Annotated in this window: 20 protein-coding genes; 6 read left to right on the forward strand and 14 right to left on the reverse strand. The window is 52.8% G+C overall.

What is annotated here, in order from left to right; all coding sequences use genetic code 11:
* Positions 1 to 18 precede the first annotated feature (18 nt).
* Positions 19 to 2,016, reverse strand: coding sequence for an excinuclease ABC subunit UvrB (gene uvrB / locus IJ22_RS20265; protein WP_054817652.1), 1,998 nt, complete (start codon positions 2,014 to 2,016; stop codon positions 19 to 21).
* A gap of 268 nt (positions 2,017 to 2,284) precedes the next feature.
* Between uvrB and IJ22_RS20270 the strand changes: the two genes are divergently transcribed.
* A complete protein-coding gene (locus IJ22_RS20270; RefSeq protein ID WP_062410111.1) occupies positions 2,285 to 3,082 on the forward strand; it encodes a flagellar motor protein in 798 nt (265 codons plus the stop codon).
* Positions 3,066 to 3,818: a flagellar motor protein MotB gene (locus tag IJ22_RS20275; RefSeq protein WP_062410112.1), complete on the forward strand. Its 753-nt coding sequence runs from the start codon at positions 3,066 to 3,068 to the stop codon at positions 3,816 to 3,818. Before IJ22_RS20270 ends, IJ22_RS20275 begins: the two co-directional genes overlap by 17 nt.
* A gap of 77 nt (positions 3,819 to 3,895) precedes the next feature.
* Here IJ22_RS20275 and IJ22_RS20280 read toward each other — a convergent pair whose 3' ends face one another.
* From IJ22_RS20280 to ftsE, 5 genes are all read right to left on the reverse strand, one after another.
* Entirely contained in the window at positions 3,896 to 5,188 is a 1,293-nt protein-coding gene (locus IJ22_RS20280) for a PDZ domain-containing protein (protein ID WP_062411081.1), read from the reverse strand.
* Between the two features lie 224 nt (positions 5,189 to 5,412).
* Positions 5,413 to 6,861 carry a S41 family peptidase gene (locus IJ22_RS20285; RefSeq protein WP_062410113.1) on the reverse strand — a complete coding sequence of 483 codons (1,449 nt, stop codon included), beginning with the start codon at positions 6,859 to 6,861 and terminating at the stop codon, positions 5,413 to 5,415.
* A gap of 93 nt (positions 6,862 to 6,954) precedes the next feature.
* Positions 6,955 to 8,196, reverse strand: coding sequence for a murein hydrolase activator EnvC family protein (locus IJ22_RS20290; RefSeq protein WP_062410114.1), 1,242 nt, complete (start codon positions 8,194 to 8,196; stop codon positions 6,955 to 6,957).
* Between the two features lie 56 nt (positions 8,197 to 8,252).
* Positions 8,253 to 9,170 carry a permease-like cell division protein FtsX gene (ftsX, locus tag IJ22_RS20295; protein WP_062410115.1) on the reverse strand — a complete coding sequence of 306 codons (918 nt, stop codon included), beginning with the start codon at positions 9,168 to 9,170 and terminating at the stop codon, positions 8,253 to 8,255.
* Positions 9,160 to 9,846 carry a cell division ATP-binding protein FtsE gene (gene ftsE, locus IJ22_RS20300; protein ID WP_054817654.1) on the reverse strand — a complete coding sequence of 229 codons (687 nt, stop codon included), beginning with the start codon at positions 9,844 to 9,846 and terminating at the stop codon, positions 9,160 to 9,162. The genes ftsX and ftsE overlap by 11 nt, the downstream gene beginning before the upstream one ends.
* Before the next feature lie 343 nt (positions 9,847 to 10,189).
* Here ftsE and IJ22_RS20305 point away from each other — a divergent pair, with 343 nt between their 5' ends.
* The gene (locus tag IJ22_RS20305; RefSeq protein WP_062410116.1) at positions 10,190 to 11,656 is read left to right on the forward strand and encodes a VanW family protein; all 1,467 of its coding nucleotides are present in this window, start codon (positions 10,190 to 10,192) and stop codon (positions 11,654 to 11,656) included.
* A gap of 188 nt (positions 11,657 to 11,844) precedes the next feature.
* Here the strand turns inward: IJ22_RS20305 and argH are convergent, their stop codons facing one another.
* From argH to argC, 7 genes are all read right to left on the reverse strand, one after another.
* On the reverse strand, positions 11,845 to 13,260 hold the full coding sequence (gene argH / locus IJ22_RS20310; RefSeq protein WP_062410117.1) for an argininosuccinate lyase: 1,416 nt from the start codon (positions 13,258 to 13,260) through the stop codon (positions 11,845 to 11,847).
* A 78-nt stretch (positions 13,261 to 13,338) separates the two neighbouring features.
* Positions 13,339 to 14,580 carry an argininosuccinate synthase gene (locus tag IJ22_RS20315; RefSeq protein WP_062410118.1) on the reverse strand — a complete coding sequence of 414 codons (1,242 nt, stop codon included), beginning with the start codon at positions 14,578 to 14,580 and terminating at the stop codon, positions 13,339 to 13,341.
* Between the two features lie 25 nt (positions 14,581 to 14,605).
* A complete protein-coding gene (gene argF, locus IJ22_RS20320) occupies positions 14,606 to 15,562 on the reverse strand; it encodes an ornithine carbamoyltransferase (protein ID WP_062410119.1) in 957 nt (318 codons plus the stop codon).
* A gap of 41 nt (positions 15,563 to 15,603) precedes the next feature.
* Complete coding sequence (locus IJ22_RS20325; RefSeq protein WP_062410120.1) at positions 15,604 to 16,794, reverse strand: acetylornithine transaminase; 1,191 nt, start codon at positions 16,792 to 16,794, stop codon at positions 15,604 to 15,606.
* 33 nt (positions 16,795 to 16,827) lie between these two features.
* A complete protein-coding gene (gene argB, locus IJ22_RS20330) occupies positions 16,828 to 17,619 on the reverse strand; it encodes an acetylglutamate kinase (protein ID WP_062410121.1) in 792 nt (263 codons plus the stop codon).
* 88 nt (positions 17,620 to 17,707) lie between these two features.
* Positions 17,708 to 18,940, reverse strand: a complete 1,233-nt coding sequence (argJ, locus tag IJ22_RS20335; protein WP_054817656.1) for a bifunctional glutamate N-acetyltransferase/amino-acid acetyltransferase ArgJ — start codon at positions 18,938 to 18,940, stop codon at positions 17,708 to 17,710.
* A 26-nt stretch (positions 18,941 to 18,966) separates the two neighbouring features.
* Positions 18,967 to 20,016, reverse strand: a complete 1,050-nt coding sequence (gene argC / locus IJ22_RS20340; RefSeq protein ID WP_062410122.1) for an N-acetyl-gamma-glutamyl-phosphate reductase — start codon at positions 20,014 to 20,016, stop codon at positions 18,967 to 18,969.
* Between the two features lie 289 nt (positions 20,017 to 20,305).
* Here argC and IJ22_RS20345 point away from each other — a divergent pair, with 289 nt between their 5' ends.
* The 3 genes from IJ22_RS20345 to fdhD all read left to right on the forward strand — a co-directional run bounded on the left by IJ22_RS20345 (position 20,306) and on the right by fdhD (position 23,989).
* Complete coding sequence (locus IJ22_RS20345; RefSeq protein WP_062410123.1) at positions 20,306 to 20,668, forward strand: Na-translocating system protein MpsC family protein; 363 nt, start codon at positions 20,306 to 20,308, stop codon at positions 20,666 to 20,668.
* Between the two features lie 181 nt (positions 20,669 to 20,849).
* Positions 20,850 to 23,201: an FdhF/YdeP family oxidoreductase gene (locus IJ22_RS20350; protein WP_062410124.1), complete on the forward strand. Its 2,352-nt coding sequence runs from the start codon at positions 20,850 to 20,852 to the stop codon at positions 23,199 to 23,201.
* Positions 23,198 to 23,989 carry a formate dehydrogenase accessory sulfurtransferase FdhD gene (fdhD, locus tag IJ22_RS20355; RefSeq protein WP_062410125.1) on the forward strand — a complete coding sequence of 264 codons (792 nt, stop codon included), beginning with the start codon at positions 23,198 to 23,200 and terminating at the stop codon, positions 23,987 to 23,989. Before IJ22_RS20350 ends, fdhD begins: the two co-directional genes overlap by 4 nt.
* A gap of 92 nt (positions 23,990 to 24,081) precedes the next feature.
* Here the strand turns inward: fdhD and IJ22_RS20360 are convergent, their stop codons facing one another.
* Positions 24,082 to 25,023, reverse strand: a complete 942-nt coding sequence (locus IJ22_RS20360; protein ID WP_137670920.1) for a YitT family protein — start codon at positions 25,021 to 25,023, stop codon at positions 24,082 to 24,084.
* Positions 25,024 to 25,113 lie beyond the last annotated feature (90 nt).

Here is a 25,113-nt window from a genome sequence, read left to right on the forward strand (position 1 = left end):
TGTCCACCCTTCCCTTCGTTACAGCTCCGCCTTCAGCTCAAGCACAGCATCGCGCAGCTCTGCCGCGCGTTCGAACTGCAGGTTTTTGGCTGCTTCCTTCATTTCCTTCTCCAACCGTTCGATCAACGACATCCGGTCCTTCTTGGACATCTTGGTCTGCTTGATATCCGCCAAATATTCCGTCTTCTGCTCGGCGACTTTCGTCGCTTCAATCACATCGCGCACTTTCTTTTGTATCGTTTGCGGCGTTATGCCGTGCTTTTCGTTATATGCCATCTGAATGCGGCGGCGGCGTTCGGTTTCTTGAATCGCTTTGGCCATGGAGTCTGTGATCTTATCGCCGTACATGATGACACGACCGTTCGCGTTCCGTGCAGCGCGGCCAATCGTCTGAATAAGCGATCGTTCGGCGCGAAGAAAGCCTTCCTTATCCGCATCGAGTATGGCCACCAGCGACACCTCCGGAAGGTCAAGTCCTTCCCGTAATAGGTTGATCCCTACCAGCACGTGGAATACGCCAAGCCGCAGTTCCCGTAAAATTTGCATGCGCTCCAGCGTCTTGATATCCGAATGCAGGTAGCGCACCTTGATGCCGATTTCTTTGAGATAATCGGTTAAATCTTCCGCCATTTTCTTAGTCAGCGTCGTCACCAGCACGCGTTCATCCTTCTTGATGCGGTCCTGAATTTCCCCGACCAGATCGTCGATTTGGCCCTTCGTGGGTCTGACGTCGATCTCCGGATCCACCAGTCCGGTGGGCCGGATGATTTGCTCGACCATTTCTGGACAGTGCTCGATTTCATACGGTCCCGGCGTAGCCGATATATATAAGATCTGATTGATCTTTTGTTCGAATTCTTCGAATCGGAGAGGCCGGTTATCCAGCGCCGACGGAAGCCGGAAGCCGTGCTCCACCAATACTTCCTTGCGCGCCCGGTCGCCGTTGTACATGCCCCGAATCTGCGGAAGCGTGACATGGGATTCATCAACGATGATCAGCATATCGTCCGGAAAATAATCCAGCAGCGTGTATGGTGTGGCTCCGCGTTCGCGGAATGTCAGCGGACCGGAATAGTTCTCAATGCCCGAGCAAAAGCCCATTTCCTGCATCATCTCAATGTCATAGCGTGTACGCTGCTCCAGCCGCTGGGCTTCCAGCAGCTTACCCTGTCCTCTCAGCTCGGCCAGCCGTTCCTCCAGCTCCCGTTCAATATTGACGAGCGCCCGCTTCATATTATCCTCGTGGGTTACGAAGTGCGATGCCGGAAAAATGGCGATGTGATCCCGTTGGCCGATAATTTCTCCCGTTAGCACGTCGATCTCCGTAATCCGTTCGATCTCGTCTCCGAATAACTCGATGCGAACCGCCTGTTCCCCCCGTGAAGCCGGGAATATTTCAATGACATCACCGCGGACACGGAATGTGCCGCGGACAAAGTTAAAATCATTTCTCTGATATTGAATATCGATCAACCGATGCAAAATTTCATTGCGGGAGCGTTCCATCCCCACCCGCAGCGACAAAACCAAATTGCGATACTCCATTGGCGAACCGAGACCGAAAATACAGGACACGCTGGCCACGATGATCACATCTCTGCGTTCAAACAAGGAACTCGTAGCGGAGTGCCTCAGCTTATCAATTTCTTCGTTGATGCTGGAATCCTTCTCGATGTAAGTGTCTGTCGACGGGATATACGCCTCGGGCTGATAATAGTCATAGTAGCTTACAAAATACGATACTGCATTATTCGGGAAAAACTCCTGCAGCTCGCTGCATAACTGCGCAGCGAGCGTCTTATTGTGAGCAATCAGCAGCGTAGGCCGGTTCAACTGGGCAATGACATGAGCCGCCGTAAACGTTTTGCCTGTGCCCGTCGCTCCTAGCAGTGTTTGGTGTTTCTGTCCCGAACGAATGCTTTCCACCAGACGCCTGATCGCTTCCGGCTGGTCTCCCTGAGGCTCGAATTCCGATACCAGCTGAAACTTCTTATCGCTTACCACTACCTCGTTCATCTCATCACCCGCTTCATGGAAAAGAGTTCTCTATATAAACTTTTATTTGACTGTTTCCGATTAAATATATAGGCACCAAACGCACAGATTCGATGCTGTCCGACAATTTTTGCTATAGGAATATTTGTTCCCATATATTATACCTTTTTTCCCTCTTTGTTGCAAATGGCTTCCATTTCCTCTTTTTCCAATGAGGAACGTTTACACCGCTAAACCAATCAACCGCGATATGGCTATTATACAAGAAAATCTAGGGGTGGAACCAATCATGGATATCACTGCAGTTCTTGGAATTCTTATCGGTTTAGGAGCTTTGATCGGAGGGTACATCTGGGACGGAGGGCATGTAGAGGCGCTATTCGTCCCCAGCGCGGCATTAATTGTCATCGGGGGCACGATCGGTGCGGTCATTGTCAGCTTTCCGATGTCCCAGTTAAAACAAATCGGCAAGGCCCTGAATATGGCCTTCAAAGAATCCAAAACCGATTCTTCGTTGATCATAGAAGAGCTTGTCGACATGGCTACCTCCGCGAGAAGAGAAGGCGTTCTCTCTCTGGAGCAGCGGGCGTTGGAGCACCCGAACGAATTTCTGCGGGAGGGTCTGGTCATGGTCGTTGACGGAACCGATCCCGAATTAACACGGCAGATTCTCGAGCTGGAAATGGACGCGCTGGAACACCGGCACGAAGGCTGGGCCAAAATGTTCGAAGCGGCGGGAGGCTTCGCGCCGACCATGGGAATTATCGGAACCGTGATGGGTCTTATCCATGTTCTCGGGAACCTGTCCGATCCCGGTTCTCTGGGTCCTGCGATCGCCATTGCCTTCTCCGCTACGTTATATGGCGTTGCTACAGCCAATGTGATTTACCTGCCGATTGCCAACAAAATCAAAACCCGCAGCAAAGAAACCATCGCTGTAATGGAATTAATGCTTGAGGGTATTTTGGCGCTCCAAGCCGGAGAAAATCCCCAGCTGATCAAGAAAAAACTGAATTCCTTCCTTCATCGGGAGAACAAAACCGTTGAAGGCGCAAGTGCAGGTGACAGCGATGGCGAGGAGAAATAGGCGCAAACACCAGCAGCAGGAGAATCATGAACGCTGGCTGATCACATATGCCGATTTGATTACACTGCTGCTGATTTTCTTTGTCGTAATGTACGCCATGAGTAAAATAGATGCCAAGAAATATGATGTATTGTCGCAGGCGCTGAAATCGGAATTTCTCAAAGCCGATTCGATCATGCAGCAGGGGGAAGGTGTCATGGGTGCAGCCAACCCGGCCAAAGGCGGATCGGACGAAACGAAGCGCGAGCAGCAGGAAAAAGAGCATGAAGAAAAGCAGCTTGAGAATTTGCTGGAGCAAATTCAAGCCTATATCGATGAACACCAGCTTCAGACCCAAATTTCAGCGGCTGACACTCCTCGGGGGGTCGCCATTACGTTAAACGACCTGTTCCTGTTCGATCTGGGCAACGCCGAGCTGAAGCCCGCCGCTTTCCCGATCCTGAATCAGCTGGCAAGTCTGTTCCCTTCGCTGGATGCGACCATTAGTATCGAAGGACATACGGACAATCTGCCGCTGGCGACCGGTTCGGTCTTTCGGGATAATTGGGGATTATCCCAAGCCCGTTCATTATCGGTTCTGCGCTATTTCGTCAATCATGCAAAACTTGACGAAAAAAAGTTTATTTCGACCTCGTATGCGGATACCCGGCCGGTGGCGGATAACAACACGCCGGAGAACCGCGCCAAAAACCGTCGCGTAGAAATCGTCGTGCTGAGGGAAAAATCGACCCCTTGAAGGCATGAACACCGAAAGGCGTTTCCAGCCCCTGCTGCAGCAGGAGATTAGGAACGCCTTTCTTACGTTTCTTTTTCTTACATCGACTCTGAATTTCGCTTATTGTTATTCAAGCCTGCAGGTTTACGCCTAAAGTAGGCCCAAATCGAGGTCTGCTTCTCCTCCGCGTAGTATAACGCGTCCTGATCCGGAGCCAGAATGATTCCCAGTTGATGATGATCCCCGGAGAACACCGCCCGTTTCAAAAATTTGCTCTCTCCCACCAAATTCAATACCTCCAGCTTACAGAAGGCCGAATTTTGCTGCATGGCCAGATGAAGCTCTTGTTTGGTTCGTACAGGCACACCGTTCACTTTATGAACGATTTCCCCCACGACAAGCCCCATTTCCTCAGCCGGACTACCAGGCAAAATCCCCAATATTTTAAGGCCCTTGCTGCTGTGTACGAACAATGGTGCTCTCTTTGCTTCATCCCAGCGGCTGTAGGCGATCAACGCTTCGTGCATGGCAATGCACAGCAAGCAGGCGGCAGCCGTGAGCGCAGGCCACAGCGCTGTCATTCCCGCAAGCAGCAGCAGCGCTGCGGAATACAACACAAGCCAATTCGAGCTGACCTTGACCTTTTCCTTCGGAAGCCTTGACATGGTCATCTCCGTAAAACCGATCATAACGGGAAAGCCGATGACGGTCCAGCCGCTATTCCATAAATCTCCCCCAAGCAGCGGTGTCCACGGAAGCGGGCCAACTCCGCCGTTCTGCACGGGTACCAGCAAAAACAGCGCCACCGGCCAAAATCCTTGAAGCTGGTATCCGCCGACGATTTTACCCCGCTTGCTCTCGAAAAACATCGGCGTACCGAATCGCGCTCCCTGACGGCGTATAAGCATCGCCTCGACCAAATGGAGTATGGCAATAAGCGCCAGCATGGACGGCATATTCACTGCAAGCAATGGTGCCGTGAACCAAGCCCAGGACGCACTGCTGTCCTGCAAGGCCGGAACCGCCAATACAATCGCCTGAAGCACGCCGATGACGCCGATAGCGTAAGCCCAGCACAAAAACCGCACGCGTATCAAAATCAGCAGCAAAGAGATCAACCAGATCAGAATTACCGCGTCAGGGTCGATCGTTGCTCCCACTCCCGCCATGACAACAGAAGCGGCGATGCCGCCGATCCATCCCCACAGTACGGTTCGCCAGGTCTCCGAAAGAAGCGAGTGAAGCTTAGTGGAGAAAAGCTTGCGTTCAAACGCAATTTGCCTGCGGTATTGTAAGAGGATAAACAATATTCCTGCATAATAAAATGGGTGCATGAACAATTGCAACAGAGCATGAAGCCCTTGAACGCCCAATTCCATAACCCAATTCATGGCCTGCTCCTTCGCCAAATAAGGATAAACGGCTCCGGTGTTCTTTGAAGAACTCGAGCGTTTGTCATCTTGATGTCTTGTACCATGCCGACATCTTTTCTGAAACATAAAGACAAGAAGGCCGGGCTTCATTCCTCAAGCCCGCCTTCTTATACCATTTCGACGCCGATTTCGCTTTTCCTGCCATCGACCGGAATTTGCCGACATCGAAAACCGCCGAATGCCTATTTGATGACCGAATGCATATGCTCCACGGCTGCCTTCAGCTGCAGATCGTTCTTGGTATCGCGGATCGCTTCCAAAATTGCTTTCTCCAGCTTTCCGGCCGTGGCCGTATCTACTTCCCCGGTCACCGGAAGGTTGTTCATCCGCTGGAACGCTTTGACTGCGAGAGCCGTTTTGTCGCTAAAGTACCCGTCCGTACGGTCGGGATTCAGGCCCAACCCCTGCAGCATGATCTGCAGATTTTTGATGTCCTCGTTGTTCATATCCGGCTTCAGCGTCTCTTTTTTACTGAGCGGTGCAACCTTGAAATAGGCTGGCTGTTCTACGGCAATATTGGGTTCGATTCCTTTCTTATGAATCCATGTCCCGTTTGGCGTCAGCCATTTATAGACGGTCATCTTGATATTGCTGCCGTCACCCATTTCCTTCTCGAAGTTCACTTGTACCGTACCTTTGCCGAAGGTGTTTTCGCCGATCAGCTTGCTTCCTGCCGAATCGTGAAGTGCTCCGGCCAATATTTCCGATGCGCTGGCGCTGCCTTTATTAATCAGCACCGAAACCGGATAAGGTTTTCCTGTCCCCTTGGACTTCGTTTCTTCACGTTCTCCCTTTCGGTTTTCGATTTGAACGATCGTCTTGCCTTTAGGGATGAAAGGCTCTACGATTTCCACCACCGCCGAGAGCAAGCCCCCCGGATCGTTTCTTACATCAATAATCAGGCCTTTCATGCCTTGATCTTCCAATTTTTTCAATTCATCTTTAAAATGTTCGGCCGTATTGGTTGCAAATTGACGAATTTCGATTTTCCCGATCTGTCCCGGAAGCATCTCCGCATAGACCGTCTCCACATCAATGTCGTCACGTACGACGATGACAGGTATCGGTTCGGGCGACCCGCTTCTCAAAATCTCGAGCTTGGCCTGCGTCCCCTTCGGACCGCGAATTTTCATAATCGCCTGGTTCAGGGACAGTCCCTCGAGCTTCTCACCGTTCACCGAAACGATGACGTCATTGGCATGCAATCCCGCCCTTTCCGCGGGAGACCCTTTAATCGGGGCGACAATGACCACTTTTCCGTCCTCAGAGGTCACTTCCGCGCCAATTCCCTGGAACGATGAGGTGATATTCTCATCAAACTGCTCCGCTTCCTTTTGATCCATGTACACCGTAAACGGATCCTCCAGTGTGGACAGCATGCCGTTAATGGCCCCGTTCACGACCTTCTCGCGATCAACCTCCGTTAAAAACTTGCTCTCAATCAACTGGTACGTTTTTGCGATCTTGGAGATATCCTTGCCCGTCAGCCCCGATTGAACATCCGTCTGCAGTCCCGCTTCCTTCCCGACCGAAGCAAAAATGGACGGATGCACTATCGTAAGCGTCATAATGCTGCCGGCAAACATCGACAACAAAACGAATACCAGTACCGTTCGCCCTTTGAAATTCATTTCCGTTTCCACACCGCCTTTGCTGTTCCCTGCTTCTTACAAAACTTGTCTTTTTAGTGTATGACAAGCTCTGCCTATTTATGAACAGCTGGATTAGCGCAAATACGGCTTTGGATCGACAGTCGATTCATTAACCCGCACTTCAAAATGCAGATGGTTTCCCGTAGACCGGCCCGTAGAGCCGACCTCGGCAATCTTCTGCCCGCGTTTGACGGAATCGCCTTTCTTGACAACAATACCATCGTTACGGATGTGTCCATACAATGTCCAGACACCTTTGCCATGATCGATAATGACCGTATTTCCGTAGCCGCTCCACCAACCAGCCAAAATGACTACACCATCTTCTGCAGCCAGAATACTCGTGCCGGCCGGGGCAGGAAGATCAATTCCGCTGTGCGTTGTTTTGCGTCCCGTGAACGGGTCGGTACGCGTTCCGAAATCGGATGACATCCGGACGACATTCGGCAGCGGATAGGCAAACTTACCTCCGCTGTAGGTGTATGCCGGAGCGTATTTTTGACCCTGCTTGGACGCTGATGCCGCTCTTTGCTGCTCCAGCTCCCTTGCCCTTGCCTGCTGGTACGACCGCTGCTTCGCCGCTTCCTCCCTGGCTAACTTCAGCATTTGCTGCTCTTCTTCCTGGCTGATATCTTCAAGTATTCGCTCCTGATCGGACAAGCTCGCGATTTTGACTTGCTTCTCCTTTTCTTTGACTTCAAGCTCCGCTTTGATCGCCGTCGATTGGGCGATTAAATTGGCAATCTCAGCAAACTGCTTTTCAATGACTTTGCGCTTTTCCGCAACGAGATCGCGATCGCGCTTGTTCGCTTCCAATATTTCCTTATCCTGATTTACGATGGACTTCAGCGCATACAGCCTGTCGAGAAAATCGGTAAAATTGGTCGAGCTGAGCAATACATCGACATAAGAGACAACGCCGTTCATATACATAAGCCGCAATCGCGATTTGAGCATTTGGTCTCGGGAAGTAATGCGCGCTTCGGCTTCATCCAGCTGGGCGGCATTTTCCTCAAGCGAAGCGGTGACCTTGTCCTCCTGGTCCTGCAGCTCATTCAGCTTTTTGTTCGTTGAATCGATTTGCTGCAAAATGGTATTGAGATCATTTGCGGTCTGCTGCTTCTCCTGCTGTACTTGTGCAATTTGCTTTTCCGTTTGCGCAGCTTTTTGCTGGATAGCCGATTTTGTTTTTTTCAACTGATTGAGTTCCTGCTGAATCCGCTGCGATTCCGATAGAGCAAAACCGGACTGCGGTACAAGCAAGGTGCCCAATAAACCGGCAGCTGCGACAAGTGGCAGTAGAGACTTCTTCAATACAGCTCCTCCTCCGACTCTTCATCATCTCAGTCAAGTCTTGGTGGTTTTAACCGTTATACCTTCAAAAATTTCCGAACGGAAATCGTACTGCCCCATATGCCAATCAAAACACCTATGCTGATCAAGAGACCCGCGGTTTCCCAACGGATGCTTTCAAAAGGAAGCAATTCGATGAGCATCAGGTTCAAATCGAGTTGAATCGACTGCATCATCTGCCAATAACCGTAGAGCAGAATGACTACAGGGATTACCGAACCGATCATACCGAGCAGCGCCCCTTCAATAAAGAACGGCCACCGGATAAAAGCATTGGTAGCCCCAACCAGCTTCATAATCGATATCTCGCGCCGGCGGGCCACAATCGTCAGTTTGATGGTATTGGCGATAAGGAACATGGCGGTCAGAGCCAGCCCGACGACAATAACAAGCCCTATGTTGCGGACAATGGACGTGATTTTGAACATCGTTTCCACTGTTCCTTGGCCATAGCTGACGCGCTGAATCGGTTTTTCCGGCTTGCCGTTATTGAGACTGCTGATTTGCTGTGCCACAGCGGCCACTTGTCTGGGCTCCGATACCTCGACGGTAAACGAGTCGTTCAGCGGGTTGTTATCCCCGTCAAAGCCTTCAAGCAGTTGGCGGCCGCTCTCGCCAAGCTTTTCCCGAAGAAAGACAAGTCCTTCTTCTTTGGATACGAAAGTGACTTTATTGACTTGCGGAATAGCCGCAATTTGGCTCTGAAGCAGATTGATTTCATGGTCGGGCGTGTTCACTTCCATGTAAACGCGAATTTCCACCTGCTGTTCGATTTGCTGGGCCAGGAAATTAACATTCAGCGTTAACAGCAAAAAAACTCCTAAAATAAACAAAGAAATGGCAATCGAACTGATCGAAGCGAACGACATCCAACCGTTGCGGATGACATTCTTTCCGCCCTCCCGCAGATGCCTTACGGCCGTGCTAATCTTCATAGCCGTATTCACCCCTCGCTTGATCACGCACGATCCTGCCGGACTCGATAGCCAGTACCCGCTTGCGTATCGTATTGACGATTTCTCTGTTGTGTGTTGCCATCACAATCGTGGTTCCACGAAAGTTAATCTCCTCCATCAGTTTCATGATTTCCCACGATGTGTCAGGGTCGAGGTTTCCTGTCGGTTCATCGGCAATAATGACTGATGGCTTGTTGACTATTGCCCGGGCAATAGCCACGCGCTGCTGTTCCCCTCCAGACAGTTGTGTCGGAAGCGAGTTTGCTTTATCTTTCAGGCGGACCAGCTCGAGCACCTCGAGCGTACGCTTCTTGATGACTTTCTTGGGCGCCTCAATAACCTCCATCGCAAAAGCCACGTTCTCAAATACCGTAAGTTTGGGCAGCAGACGAAAATCCTGGAAAATGACGCCAATATTTCGTCTGACATACGGGATTTTGCGCTGTTTCAGCTTTTCCAAATTGAAGCCATTCACGAAAATTGTTCCTTTGGTAGGCCTTTCTTCCCTATAAATCATTTTCATGAAAGTCGATTTGCCGGCACCGGACGGGCCAACGACATAAACAAATTCGCTTTGGTCTACCTTGACGCTGATGCCTTGTAAGGCGTGACTTCCGTCTGGATATGTCTTCCAAACGTCTTGCATTTCGATCACGGTATCACATCCTGAATTTTGCGAGTTTTACCCCATTCAACGGGCAAGCTTGAGCTAGGAAGAAGGACAGATTTCTACCAGACTTAATAAGTTCGACATAGAAACGCAAAATCCTTTATACAGTTTTGATTTTCTACAGATTGTCACATTCATCAAAAAAATTGTTGTATCGTCCGTTATTTATGAGCAGGCCGATCGCCAATTCGACGATTCCGGGCATAACCCGTCATCTTCCGACGCCGCGGCTCTAAGCCAGGCCCGTGATGTTTGAGGCAAGTTTTTGGGCTTGGCCGCATAATTTATGAAGGGAAACGGTTGAGCTTTCAAAAAAGGAGATTTGGGGATGGCCTTTACAAATTCACGTCTGGTCTGGCTGTGGATTAGTGTCCTGACACTATCCTTATCCGCCTTCCTGACCGTTGCCGTTTATGGCTCACTGCAGCGCATTCCAAGCGATGTGAGGGTCGGAGATTGGGTCATCGGCGGTCTGACCCTGCCCGAATTCGAAAAGCAGTTGGAGGAAAAAAAGAAAAGCCTTTCGGCATTCAAAATTCGGTTGCATGTCGAAGGTGGACGCCTGTCCGCTGAACGTACGCTGCAGCAGCTCGGACTGGAAATGAACACGCAGGAGGTGCTTGCCCGGCTCGAGCCGCTAACCTACGGATCGCCTTTTCAGCGGGCGGTTTATCGCTGGCGCCTTCGTCATGAGGTGTTGACGCTGATTCCCCGCTTCCCGGAAGAGAAAGTGCAAGGAGCCTTGAAGGAGGCCTTCCGCGAGGTATATGCCCGTCAGCCGATCAATGCCCGGCGGGTGATTGGACCGGATGACACGATTCGTCACATCCCGGAAATCCGGGTACAGCACATCGACGAAGAGAAATTGAAGGAGCAACTGGAAAAGTTACTCTCTTCCTGGGAGACGCTGTGCGGATCGGAGAATCAGCCGCTTTCCTTAGACGTTCCCATGCGGACCGTAGATCCCCAAATTACGCTGCGTACGCTGCAGGAGCAGGGAATCATTCGAAAAATCAGTGAATTTACAACGAATTTCCCCAATACCCAGTCACCCGCCGTCAGCAGTGAAGGCCGGGTTCACAACGTCCGGTCTACGGCAGCTTCGCTTCAGGATGTCCTGCTAAAGCCAGGTGAAGTGTTCGACTATGCTCCTTATATCGAGCAAACGGAAAAACGGTTCGGCTTCAAGGAAGCGCCGGTCATTGTCAATGGCAAGCTCGTCCCCGGCATCGGCGGCGGCATATGCCAAGTATCGTCCACGCTGTACAACGCCGTACTGAGAGCCGGGCTTACCGTCGTGGAACGGCGAAACCACTCCCTGCCGGTCAGCTATGTACCGCTGGGTCAGGATGCTACCTTTGCAAGCGGACATATCAATTTCAAGTTCCGCAACAGCACAGAGCATGCAGTGCTTATCCGAACAGCAACGGACCGTCACAGCCTGACAGTGAAGTTATTCGGCCAAACACCGCCGGACATCACGTATGAGGTCAAATCGGAAACGGTGGCGACGCTTGCTCCTCCAGTCAAATACGTGCTGAATCCTTCCCTGAAAATCGGTGTACAGGAGACAATATCCAAAGGTAAGCCCGGTTATATCGTCGAAACCTATCGCTACAAGAAACAAAACGGCAGATTGGTTTCCAAAGAGAAGCTTTCGCGCGACACCTATACCGCTCAGCCCACGATCATCGCCTCCAATAGCGGAACGGGCGCAAGCGGCCGTTCTTCGCTAGGGGCCGACAAGCCCAAGCTTTTGATCGAGGATGGCGTCCAGGGTCCCCATTTCCGGTAAAAGATCGGGCTCTAATGACTTGATAGCATTACACCGGCCGAGGCGCTTGGCTGACCTTTATGCCCCCCTGCTCCGTGATCCGGCAAGCAGCCGCGGTACACGCCTGGAACGACCTTTGCCGGCACATTGATGGGGCGCCCATCGGCCAATGATCTGGCCGGAGCGCCCCTGTTAAACGATTTCCGCTATTATCTGCTTTTCTCGTAATACTCTTCAAACCATGCGTTCGATCCGGCCAGAGCGGCTTCCGCACGCTCGATCGCCCCGGCCACCTGAGCCTCCGCCGTTCCGCCGTATACGTTCCGCGCGTTCACGACGCTCTCCGGCTGCAGTACGGTGTAAATATCCTGATCGAACAGCTTGGAGAATTGATGAAACTCCTCCAGCTTCAGGTCAAGCAGGTACTTTTGATTTTGAATGCAATAGAGCACCGTTTTGCCGATCACTTCATGCGCTTGACGGAACGGCATGCCCTTGTTCACCAAATAATCGGCGATATCGGTCGCATTGGAGAAGTCCTGGTTCACCGCTTGCCGCATCCGATCCTTGTTCACCTTCATCGTGGCAATCATCGGAGCGTACAGCTGCAAAGCGCCCTGCAGGGTGCGAACCGTGTCGAACATGCCCTCCTTGTCTTCCTGCATGTCCTTGTTGTAGGCCAGCGGGAGCGACTTGAGTACCGTCAGGAGACCAAACAGATTGCCGTACACACGGCCCGTTTTGCCGCGCACAAGCTCGGCCACGTCCGGATTTTTCTTCTGCGGCATAATGCTGCTTCCGGTACAGAAAGCGTCGTCCAGCTCGATGAAACGGAACTCGGTACTGGACCACAGCACGAATTCCTCGCTCAGCCGCGACAAATGCATCATAATCATCGAAGCGTTCGACAAAAACTCAAGAATAAAGTCACGATCGCTAACCGCATCAAGCGAATTTTCGTATACCCCGTCGAAACCGAGCTTTTGCGCAACAAAATGGCGGTCGATCGGGAATGTCGTCCCGGCCAGAGCCCCGGCCCCAAGCGGCAGCATGTTGACGCGCTTGTAACTTTCCTGCAGACGCTCGATATCCCGCTGGAACATCGAAACATACGCCATCAGATGATGAGCGAACAAGATCGGCTGCGCCCGCTGCAAATGTGTGTAGCCCGGCACAATCGTATCCAGGTTTTGTTTGGCCTGCTCGATAAGCGCCTCCTGCACTTTGTTCAAAAGCCCGACAAATTCGACGACGCGCTTGCGCAGCCACAGGTGCATATCCGTCGCTACCTGGTCATTCCGGCTGCGCCCGGTATGAAGCTTACCGCCGACGGAACCGACCTCATCGATCAATGCCTTCTCAATGTTCATATGGATATCCTCATCGCTGATCGAGAACTCCAGTTCACCGCGGCGAATCATGCCCTGTACCTTCAGCAGACCGTCTTTGATTTTGTCTACGTCCTCCTCCGGAAGAATCCCGCATTTACCCAGCATCGTCACGTGCGCAAGGCTGCCTTGAATGTCCTCCTCAGCGAGTTCCTTATCGAACAGGATTGAAGCCGTATATTCTTCCACCAGTTGATCTGTTTTTTTCGTAAAACGTCCACCCCAAAGCTTAGACACAACATTGCCCCTCCTCATATATATAGGCTTAGGGCTTTCCAAAGGCGGAAAACCCTAAGCTCTTAACCGCATTGCAATTTATTTTCCTGCTTTCTGCTGCTCTACGCCGGAAGCGACGCGCAAGCGCAGCGCATTCAGGCGGATAAAGCCGGTAGCGTCGCCTTGATTGTAAGCCTGCGTCGGATCGGCTTCCATCGTCGCAATGTTCGGATTGTACAAGCTCACCGGACTCTTCACGCCGGCAGCAATGACATTGCCCTTGTACAGCTTGAGACGAACCGTACCGCTTACGTTCTTCTGGCTTTCGGTCACGAGCGCCTGCAAAGCCAGACGCTCCGGCGCGAACCAGAAGCCGTTGTACACGAGCGATGCGTAACGCGAAATCAGCGAGTCACGCAAATGCATGACTTCGCGGTCCATCGTGAGCGACTCCATTTTGCGGTGCGCGGTAAACAAGATTGCACCGCCCGGTGTTTCATACACGCCGCGGCTCTTCATGCCGACAAAGCGGTTTTCCACCATATCCACGCGGCCTATGCCATGCTTGCCCCCAAGCTCGTTAAGCTTTTCCATCACATGAAGAGGAATCATCCGTTCGCCGTTTACGGCTACACAGTTGCCCTGTTCGAATTCCAGCTCGACATACTCGGCTTGGTCCGGAGCATCCTCCGGATCCACGCTGAGCAGGTACATGTCTTTATTCGAAGGTGCGCTGGCATCAAACCACGGATCCTCCAATACGCCGCTCTCATAGCTGATATGAAGCAGATTGCGGTCCATCGAATAGGGTTTGGAAGCCGATGCCGTAACCGGAATGCCGTGCTTTTCCGCATAAGCAATCATTTCTGCGCGTCCCGGGAACTGCTCGCGGAACTGCTCCAAGCGCCAAGGCGCAATGACTTCGATGTCCGGAGTCAATGCAGCAGCCGCCAGCTCGAAACGAACCTGGTCGTTCCCTTTGCCTGTAGCGCCGTGCGCAATCGCTGTAGCGCCTTCCGCACGGGCGATCTCAACCATCCGCTTCGCGATCAATGGACGCGCAATGCTTGTGCCGAGCAGGTATTGACCTTCATACAGCGCACCCGCCTGAAACATGGGATAAATAAAGTCGCGGGCAAATTCTTCGCGCAGGTCATCGATGTACACCTTGGAGGCGCCTGTGTTCAGCGCTTTTTCCTCCAGCCCGTCAAGCTCTTCCTTCTGCCCGATATCGGCTGTAAAAGCGATAATTTCCGCATCGTACGTTTCCTTCAACCATTTCAAAATGATCGACGTATCCAAACCGCCTGAATACGCCAAAACAATTTTTTGCTTTGCCATTCGTTTCCGCTCCCTTAAGCTAATTCTACATAATTGCAGCCATGACCGCTTTTTGCGCGTGCAGACGGTTTTCTGCCTGATCGAAAATGACCGAATTCGGCCCGTCAATGACACTCTCGGAAACTTCTTCCCCGCGATGCGCCGGCAGGCAGTGCATGAACAGATAATCCTTTTTCGCGTATTTCACGAGCTCATCGTTCACTTGATAATGCTTGAACGCGATCTCCCGCTCCTTCTGCTCCGCCTCGAAGCCCATGCTCGCCCAAACATCCGTATATACGACATCGGCATCCGCAATCGCTTCCTTGGGATCTGTGCCTACGTAGATGCTGGCGCCCATCTTTGAGGCCATATCACGGGACATCTCAAGCACTTCCTTGTCCGGCTCATAACCTTCCGGCGTCGCCACCGCAAAATTCACGCCGAGCTTAGCCGCACCCATTAACAGAGAGTGTACCATATTATTACCGTCGCCGATATAAGCTACTTTGAGCCCTTGCAAACGGCCTTTTTTCTCAAAGATCGTCTGGTAATCCGCCAGGGCCTGGCAAGGATGCGACAGATCCGTCAAGCCGTTAATCACAGGGACGGTAGCCCCCCGGGCCAGCTCGATCACCGTGCGGTGGGCGTACGTACGTATCATAATGCCGTCGAGATACCGAGACATCGTCTGCGCCGTATCGTGAATCGTCTCCCCGCGGCCGATCTGCAGATCGTTCTTGCTGAGGAACAGGGCGTGACCGCCCAGCTGATACATCCCGACTTCAAAAGAAACCCGGGTCCGAGTGGAAGACTTCTCGAAAATCATCCCGAGCGTCTTTCCTTTGAGCGGCTGGTACACCTCTCCTGCTTTTTGCTTCTTTTTCAATTCAATCGCCAAATGGATTAAATATTCAATCTCCTCTGGCGCATAATCCACCAACCCGATGAAATCGCGTCCTTTAAGCTGAACCGCCATATCCTGTTCAGTTGCTCCCGGCATGGATACATCCCCTTTCTGTTTATCCGTGATACCAGCTGATATTAAACCGCAGCCCCGGCCTTTTTCGCTAAAATGCCGCAGATCGCCTGGATGCCGCGATCCAGATCTTCTTTTGAGATCAAGAGGCTTGGAGCCAACCTGATCACGTTCGGTCCTGCCGATACGACGAGTATGCCCTCCGCATGCAGCTCGCTAATCAGCTCCGCCGCCGGCCGGTTAAGCCCGATACCGATCAGCAGTCCCAATCCGCGAATCTGCTGTACAAGCGGATTGCCCGCCAGCTTTTGCTCCAGCTCGCCGATAACGTATTGGCCAAGCTCCGCCGCCCGCTCCGGCAGCTTCTCCTCGAGTATCGTCTCCACCGTAGCAACCCCTGCCGCAGTGGACAAATAATTGCCACCGAACGTGGAGCCGTGGCTCCCCGCGGAAAACGCTTCGCGCAGCTTCTCTTTACCGAGCATCGCGCCGATCGGCATGCCGCTGCCAAGGCCTTTGGCCAGTGTGAACACATCGGGCTCGATGCCGTAATGCTCATAGGCGAACAGCTTGCCTGTACGGCCCATACCGGTCTGAATTTCGTCAACGATCAGCAGCAATCCGTGCTGCTCGCACAGCTCCGCGACCCGTTTGACGAATGCCGGATCCGCCGGATTCACGCCGCCTTCCCCCTGCACCATTTCCAGCATAATCGCACATGTCCTGTCGCCGATCAGCTTTTCCAAAGCTTCCGCATCGTTAAAAGGCGCATACACGAAGCCTTCCGGAAGCGGAGCGAAGCCTTCCTTCACTTTGTCTTGACCAGTCGCCGTCAGCGTAGCCAGCGTCCGTCCATGGAACGACATGTGGAAGGTGATGATCTCGAAACGTTCCGGCTTACCGATGACCTTCTGGAAGTAACGCCGCGCCAGCTTGATCGCCGCCTCGTTCGCCTCCGCTCCGCTGTTGCAGAAAAACGCCGCATCCGCACAGCTGTTAGCGACCAGCAGCTCCGCCAGCTTCTGCTGATCCGGGATGTGAAACAGGTTGCTCGTATGCCAGAGCGTATCGACTTGATTTTTCAGGCGTTCCTTCACCTGCTTCGGAGCATGGCCCAGGTTGGTCACCGCCAGCCCGCACATCAGGTCCAAATATTCTTTGCCGTTCTCATCCCACAGCCTGCTGCCTTCCCCCTTCACAAATGTGAGCGGGTAACGTCCGTAGTTCGGAAACAATGCGCTTTGAGACTCTCCCATGTCGTTCACTCCTTCATCCTTCAAAAAGGTTCTTTATTGCCTGACGATGCGCGTTCCGATGCCGCCGCCCTTGAGCGCTTTGCTCAGCACTTGCGGCTCAGCTCCGTTGACGATCACAACCTCGCGCACCTTTCCTTGAATACATTGCACCGCCGCGCGCACTTTCGGGATCATTCCGCCGTAAATTTCGCCGCTTGCGATCATTTCATCGATTTCCTGCACCGTCACGGAGGGCAGCACCCTTTTCTCTCCGTCTACGGTCTTCATAATGCCCGGAACGTCCGTTACCACAATCATCCGCTCCACGCCGATATGAGACGCTACCGCCCCTGCCGCCGTGTCCGCATTGATATTGTAGCGCTGGCCGCCGTCGGTTCCAATACCTACAGGCGCGATGACAGGTATATAACCCATGTCCACGATACCCTGTACGAGCTCAGCGTTCACATGCGTTACATCGCCGACAAGCCCGACCTCATCAGCGTTGGCCACTGGCGCCGCTTGAATCAGGTGGCCGTCGACTCCGGAGAGGCCGAGCGCTTTGGCTCCGGAGCGCTGGATTTTGCGGACAATCTCTTTGTTAATTTGTCCCGCAAGCACCATTTCGACTACATCCAGCACGGCTTCGTTCGTCCGGCGCAGGCCGTTCACGAACTCGGTCTCAATGCCGAGCTTTCCCAGCGTGTCCGATATGGCCGGACCTCCGCCATGGACGATGACCGGAATCAGGCCTTCCTCCTGCAGCCTTTTCAAATCCTCAAAAAAAACATCCGGCAGCGCCGCCAGCGTACTGCCGCCGCATTTCATTACAAAACAATTGCTCATCCGAACCGTTTCCCCTTTTTGATCGGCCGTGCCCTTTCCCGTTCCAGTCCAGGCCGCAAAAATACTCTTTTATTTGTATATGTACGCACTATGTCCTATAAGCTGCGTTGATCCTTACATAATCATACGTCAAATCGCAGCCCCAGCCGGTGGCGGTATGGTTACCCATGTTCAGATTCACATGGATTTGCACGAACTCGCCCTTCAGATATTCGGCCGCCCGTTCCTCATCGAATTTCACCGGACGCGACTGCGTCAGCACGACAATGTCGCCAAGGCGGATGTCTACCGTCTCCGTTTGCACCGGATGCCCCGCACGGCCGACGGCCGCAATAATGCGTCCCCAGTTCGCATCGGCGCCGAAGCAGGCGGATTTCACCAAACTCGAGCCGATCACGGTTTTGACGATGGCGCGCGCCGCTTCCCGGGATGCCGCGCCGCTCACCGTTACCTCGATCAGCTTGGTCGCGCCTTCGCCGTCGCGAGCGATCGCTTTGGCCAAATATTCACCGACATAGTGGAAGGCTGCCGCAAACGCCGGCCAGTCTTTATGCTCCGGTGTCAGGCTCTCTCCGCCCGCAAGGCCGCTTGCCATGACAACGACCATATCGTTCGTGCTCGTATCGCCGTCCACTGTAATCATATTGAAAGTGGAATCCGTAACCTCGTTCAGCAGCTTTTGCAGGTGTGCGCTATCGATGTTCGCATCCGTCGTCATGAACCCGAGCATCGTTGCCATATTCGGATGAATCATGCCCGAGCCCTTCGCCGCGCCGGCGATATGGACCGTACGGCCGTCCACGGTCAGGCTGACACAAATCTCCTTTTTCACCAGATCCGTCGTAAGAATCGCCTGGCAGAAATCGTCCCCGCCGTCAGCCTTCACCTCGCCCGGCAGCCTCTCGATCCCACTTAGCACCTTGGGCATCGGCAGCAGCTCGCCGATCACGCCTGTAGACGTGACGCCGACCAGATGCTCGGCGACGCCGAACGCCTTGGCGCCCGCCGTTCGCATGGCACGGGCATCGTCTTCTCCCTGCTGACCGGTGCATGCGTTCGCGTTCCCGCTGTTCACGAGCATCACCTGCAGGGTACCTCCTTGCGCAATGCTCTCTTGAGTCACGCGCAGCGGCGCCGCCTGAAATTGGTTCAGCGTATACACGCCTGCAGCCTGCGCCGGCACCTCGCACACGATGGCGCCAAGATCGTGGCGCTCCGTCTTTTTCAGACCGCAGTGCAGTCCGCCTGCCCGAAATCCTTTCGGTGTCGTTACGGACCCTTCCGATAAGATCACGAACGAATCCTTGCCTAACATAGCCATCCTTCTCCTCACCGTTCCTTAGCGCGTTATGGATACACCGGGGTGAATGCAAGACCCGTCGCTTCATCCCAGCCCATCATCAAATTCAAGTTTTGGACCGCCTGCCCGGCCGCGCCCTTTACAACATTATCTATAACGGATATAATCGTCAAACGACCCGTCCGCGGATCAAGGGACAAGCCGATATCGCAATAATTGGAGCCCCATACTTCTTTCGTGGCCGGATACTTGCCTTTGTCACGAATACGGACGAATCTGCGTCCCTCGTAGTATTTGCGGTAAAGATCGAATATCTCGTCCTCGCTGCGGCGTTCTTTCAGGTTTACATAAATGGTCGACAGGATTCCCCTTGTCATCGGAACAAGGTGAGTCGTAAATGTCATGACGATCTCTTCACCGGCCAGACGGCTCAGCGTCTGCTCAATCTCCGGCGTATGCTGATGCTTATTTACTTTGTAGGCAAGAAAATTCTCATTAATTTCCGAATAATGAACCGTCAGACTGAGCCCGCGGCCCGCTCCCGACACGCCCGATTTCGCGTCCGCAATGACGGATTTCGGATCCATCCAACCGCTCGCTGCAATCGGAGCCAGCCCCAGCAGCGTGGCGGTCGGGTAACAGCCGGGGTTCGAAATAAACTCAGCCCCCCGTATCTCATCGGCGAAGACCTCGGCCAATCCGTAAACCGCCCTTGCGATATAAGCGGGATCCGCAGCCTTGTGTTTGTACCAGGCTTCGTAATCCCTGCCGGATTTCAGACGAAAATCACCGGAGATATCGATCACTTTCAACCCCGCATCGACAAGCTTCGGCGACAGCTCCGTACTTACGCCATGCGGCGTCGCCAGAAAGACAACATCCGCCTTCTCACGGATCAAATCGACATCCACGGCATCCAGCTTATCGGTCAGGATTTGATTCAAATGCGGATATCCGTCCGCGATCGACGCCCCGGCGTTGGAAGACGAGATCACTGAAGTGATGGCCACATGCGGATGCGCCAGCAAAAGCCGGATGAGCTCTACCCCCCCGTAGCCCGTCGAACCGACGATGGCCGCTCTTAATTTCGTAGACATGGTTCCGTTCCCTCCACATAAAAACTATGTATTATTATACATTCGAAAGTATAATAATTCAATGCGTTTCCTCTTATATATATGGCCTGTTCATGATGATTTCCGCACCAAATCCAGCCATTCGGGCAACTGACGTTATTCCCCCTTCTCATCGTAACCCACCCAGGCGGCTCAATCAAGAGCAACGTCTCCGTTTGAGTCGAAATGGCCTTTTTTATCTTGAAACAGCTATCCGTGCATGCTAAAATAGATTTGGAGAAAACGTTGCCACAAAACGGAGCTGTTCGGAATGAATAAAACAGAAGCCGAATTCAGTAATTTGGTGAGGGCGTTTCGTAAACGCCATATAGGAAAGGGACCTCGTGAGATTCGCACCACTTTCTGCAAAAACTGGGCGATCTGCGAAATGGAAGGGCATCTGTCCCCCGTAGAGAAATTTATTGCTTCCGCAAGCGACGGCAAGCATGCGCTTCGTACAGCCCGGACCGAAATGATCAAGGAAATGTACCGGACCAACCGTCCTGTCGAAATGGAAGAGCTTCTTGGGGCACAGTTCCTCGATTTGTTTCTGGATATTGATTTGGATAAAGATGTAGGCATGAGCATTTTTGTATTCGATCAGGATATTCAAAAGAAATTTAGCTCCTCATAAGAATATGCACACTAAAATACATGTGCCGTTGGCACTTGGCAGCGAACCTGCTCAAGACTAACCGCCGCAACAGATTCAATCCTTTATTCCGACTAACGGACTTGAGGAAACCGAATCTTTGCGGCTTTTTTCATTCCATCAAATTTCCCAAAAATAAAATTATACAAGGTGGTCATTATTCATGGGTAAAACAAAACATTCAGGGCGCATCAGCCTCCCCAGTCGTCCGGACCCGAAGCTGTGGGTCAGCAAAATGCCGTTCGGTCTCAATCGGATCAAACCCCGGCATATTCGTGACACATTAAAAGTCGTTTGGGATAATCGCGACCAGCTTCCATACGCTTACCGTATTCTGACTCAGGGCGTTTGCGACGGCTGCGCGCTGGGAGTGTCCGGTTTGAGAGATCAGACGCTGGAAGGACCTCATTTGTGTACGACGCGTTTGAACGTGCTCCGGCTCAACACCATGCCGGCCATTCCCGAAAAAATTCTGCATTCGGATATCGAAGAGCTCCGTAAGCTGAACAGCACGGAACTTCGTAAATTGGGCCGTATTCCCTATCCTTTAATCCGCCGCTCCGGGGAGAGCCGTTTCAGCCGTTTGTCATGGGATGAAGCACTCGACACGATTGCCGGCAAAATCCGCAGCATCGATCCCAAGCAGCTGGCTTTTTACTTGACGGCCCGCGGAATTACCAATGAATCCTATTATGTCGCTGCGAAAGTGGCCCGGTTCTTAGGGACGAATCATATCGACAACGCCTCCCGGATCTGCCACTCGCCGTCCAAAACCGCTCTGAAGCGTTCGGTCGGTATCGGGGCGTCCAGCTGCAACTACAAAGATTGGATCGGTACGGATGTGCTGGTGTTCTGGGGCAGCGTAGCCGCAAACAACCAGCCGGTATCCACCAAGTATATGTATGCCGCCAAACGGAAAGGGACCAAGATCATTGCGATCAACCCTTACCATGAGCCTTCTATGGATCAATATTGGATTCCGTCTGTTGCCGAATCCGCGCTATTCGGTACGAAAATTACGGACGATTTCTATCAGGTGAACATCGGCGGGGACATTGCCTTCATGAACGGCGTAATGAAGCATTGGTTCGAAATGGAAGAAGCTGCTCCCGGATCGGCCGTAAACCTGGATTTCGTCCGTGAGCACACGAACGGCTATGAAGAGCTGCGTGCCCATGTCATGAAACAGGATTGGGCGCTGCTCGAACAATCGTCCGGACTCTCGCGCGAAAGAATGCGTGAATTCGCCGTATTGCTCGCTCAAGCGAAGTCGGCTGTCTTCGTCTGGAGCATGGGGCTGACTCAGCACCGCTTCGGTACGGACAACATCTCGCAAGTGGCTAATCTCGCGCTGCTTAGGGGGTTCCTCGGCCGCGAACACTGCGGACTCATGCCCATCCGCGGACACAGCGGCGTACAGGGCTCCGGCGAGATGGGAGCAGACCCGTTCAGCTTGCCCGGCGGAGAGTTTAAAGGCGCCGACATTGCAAGAATCGAAAAGGTATGGGGCTTTAAGCTGCCCGAGTGGCAGGGGGACATCGTTGGAGTCACGCTCGAGAACGCGCTGCTCCCCGATGATCACGAACGGAAGCTGAAAACATTCTACACTTCCGGCGGCAACTTCCTGGAGACGATGCCTGACCCTGACTTCGTGGAACGCTGTTTGCAAAACGTAGAGCTGCGGGTACACCAAGATATTATGCTGAACACGTCTACACTGGTGGATGCCAAAGAAACGGTCATCGTCCTGCCTGCTATGACCCGCTATGAGCAGCCGGGCGGCGGAACGTCCACGTCAACTGAACGCATGGTGTACTTTTCGCCTGAAATTGACGGGCCCCGTATGCCGGAAGCCCGTTCGGAATGGGAGATTTATGTCGACTTGGCTTCGCGTGTAAAGCCTGAGCAGGCGCATTTGATCCAGTTTAAAGACGCTGCTGCCGTCCGTGCGGAAATTGCAAAGGCTGCGCCAAATTACGACGGCATTCAGCACCTGAGCAAACGTGGTGACGTGTTCCAATGGGGTGGAGCATGGCTTTGTGAAGACGGAATCTGCCCTACGCCGGACGGACGGGGGAATCTGATCCCTATTGAGCTTCCTGAGCTGCGCAAGCCGGAAGGCCACTATTTTGCTACGACCAGACGAGGCAAGCAGTTCAACTCTATGGTGTACAGTGAAACCGACCCGTTCAACGGGGCGGACCGTTACGACGTCCTGATGAATGCGGAGGACGGCAAAGCACAGCAGCTGCAAGAGGGCGACGCCATTGTCGTTTATAATAAATATGGCGTATTCCATGGCCGGGCCAAATGGGCTGAGGTCAAATCCGGCAATATCGAGGTTCATTGGCCGGAAGGAAATGTCATCATTCCCAAAGGAGTCTATGAACCGCACGCGGGGATTCCGGAATACAACACCACTGTTATCGTGGAAAAGGCTGAAACGTACCATGCCCATAAAGATACAAAATATGTGGAACGCAGAATCGACGAATTGGAGCTGGTAAGCGAATGACCGCCGTGGATGTCTCGGTTTCGACCCGAACGGTATGGCGTTATGACGGGCAGCTGCTTAGCGAGCAAGAAGATCCTATTGCCAAGGAAACGCCGTTAACCATCCGGTTGGATGGCGAAGAATTCGCCACCATCGTATGCACCCCTTCGGATATAGAGGACATGGTTTTCGGATTTTTAGCCTCCGAAGGAGTGATCCGGGAAGCGAACGAGGTTACCCGCCTGCAGCTCAATACGAGCCGGGGATTCGCCGATGTTACACTGCTCTATCCCGAGCGCGGGAAAGTGATGGATCATTCCAAGCGCGTGATCGGATCATGCTGCGGCAAAAGCCGCCAGTTCTACCTGCGCAGTGATGTGCGGACGGCCAAAACGGTGATGACCCGTTCGCGCATTACACCCGACGAATGCCTCAAGCTGATTCGCCAATTGCAAGAAGGCTCCGATGTTTTCCGTCAAACGGGCGGGGTGCACAATGCGGCGCTCTGCTCCAGAGAGAAGCTGCTCGTTACCCGGACCGATATCGGCCGCCACAATGCGCTTGACAAGGTGTACGGGCACTGCCTGAGGGAGCGTGTGTCCATGAAGGATACCGCCGTCGCCTTCAGCGGCCGGGTAAGCTCGGAAGTGCTGCTCAAGACAGCCAAGATGGGCGTTGGCATTCTGCTTTCCAAATCGGCGCCCACCGATCTGGCGCTGGAGCTTGCCGACGACCTGGGCATTACCGTTATAGGGTTTATAAGAGGAAATACATTTAATGTATATTCGCATCCGGAGCGTTTGGAATAAGAAAACCGCTATCGGCCTATTCGTTGATGAGCGAGGTATTCAGTTTTGAACATTTAAACTTCTTTATCAAAAAACAGGAGGAACCGGTCCTTTTATGGGCTGGTTCCTCCTGTTCCGTTTAGCTTAAACCCTTCCCCGAACACTTCGTTCGTATCGCTCAGAATAACGAAAGCGCCGGGGTCAATCCTGCGCACCAACTCTTTGAGCCGGCTCACTTCCGTCTGCCCTACGACAACCATCAATACCGTCTTTTCCTCTCCTGTATAGCCGCCGGTAGCTTGCAGCTTCGTAAGTCCCCTGTCGAGCTCATAGAGAATAGCCTTCTGCAGCGCTTGCTCCGACTTCGAGATAATAAAAGCCACTTTAGAGTAGCTTAAACCTACCTGCACCACATTGATGGTCTTGCTCGTCACAAAAAGTCCGATCAGCGCATACATGGCCTTCTCCGGTGAAATCAGCAGACCCGCTGTTCCAATCACCAGCCCATCCAGCAGCGCAATGCATAAGCCCAGACCAATACCTGTATATTTATGCAAAATTTGTGCCGCCAGATCCAAACCGCCGGTCGATCCCCTGCCCCGGAAAACCAGCCCGAGTCCAATCCCGATGAGTATCCCGCCATAAATACTGGCGAGCAGCATATTGTCGGTCAGCGGCGGCAGATTACGTGTAAGGAAAACGAGCAGCGGCAGCAAAACCGAACCGAGGGCCGTTTTCACGCCGAATTGCTTCCCCAGCAGCACTGTACCGGCCAGAAACAAAGGAATATTCAGCGCCCATTGTGTAATCGCCGGCTCGATCCCGAACATGCTGTTGACAATAATGCTGATGCCCGATACCCCGCCAGACGCCACCTGATTCGGATTCAAAAATACATTAAAGCTGACCGCTATGATCACCGATCCGAGCAAAAGCAGCGCATATTCCATTAAACGGTGGCTCCATGTGCTTTGTGAACGTCTGCTGCCCCCCCGCCGGCGGCGGGAGCCGTATTTACTCATTCTAGTCAATGCAGTCTCACTCTGATTTGTCATGGCATCCTGCACCCGTCATACCCCCTGCCCTATGCAAAAAAATCCTACACTTCACCCGCGGCCTCCCCTGATAGCTCACCGGCTCCATAT

This window comes from Paenibacillus naphthalenovorans (genome assembly GCF_001465255.1).
Lineage (GTDB): Bacteria > Bacillota > Bacilli > Paenibacillales > NBRC-103111 > Paenibacillus_G > Paenibacillus_G naphthalenovorans.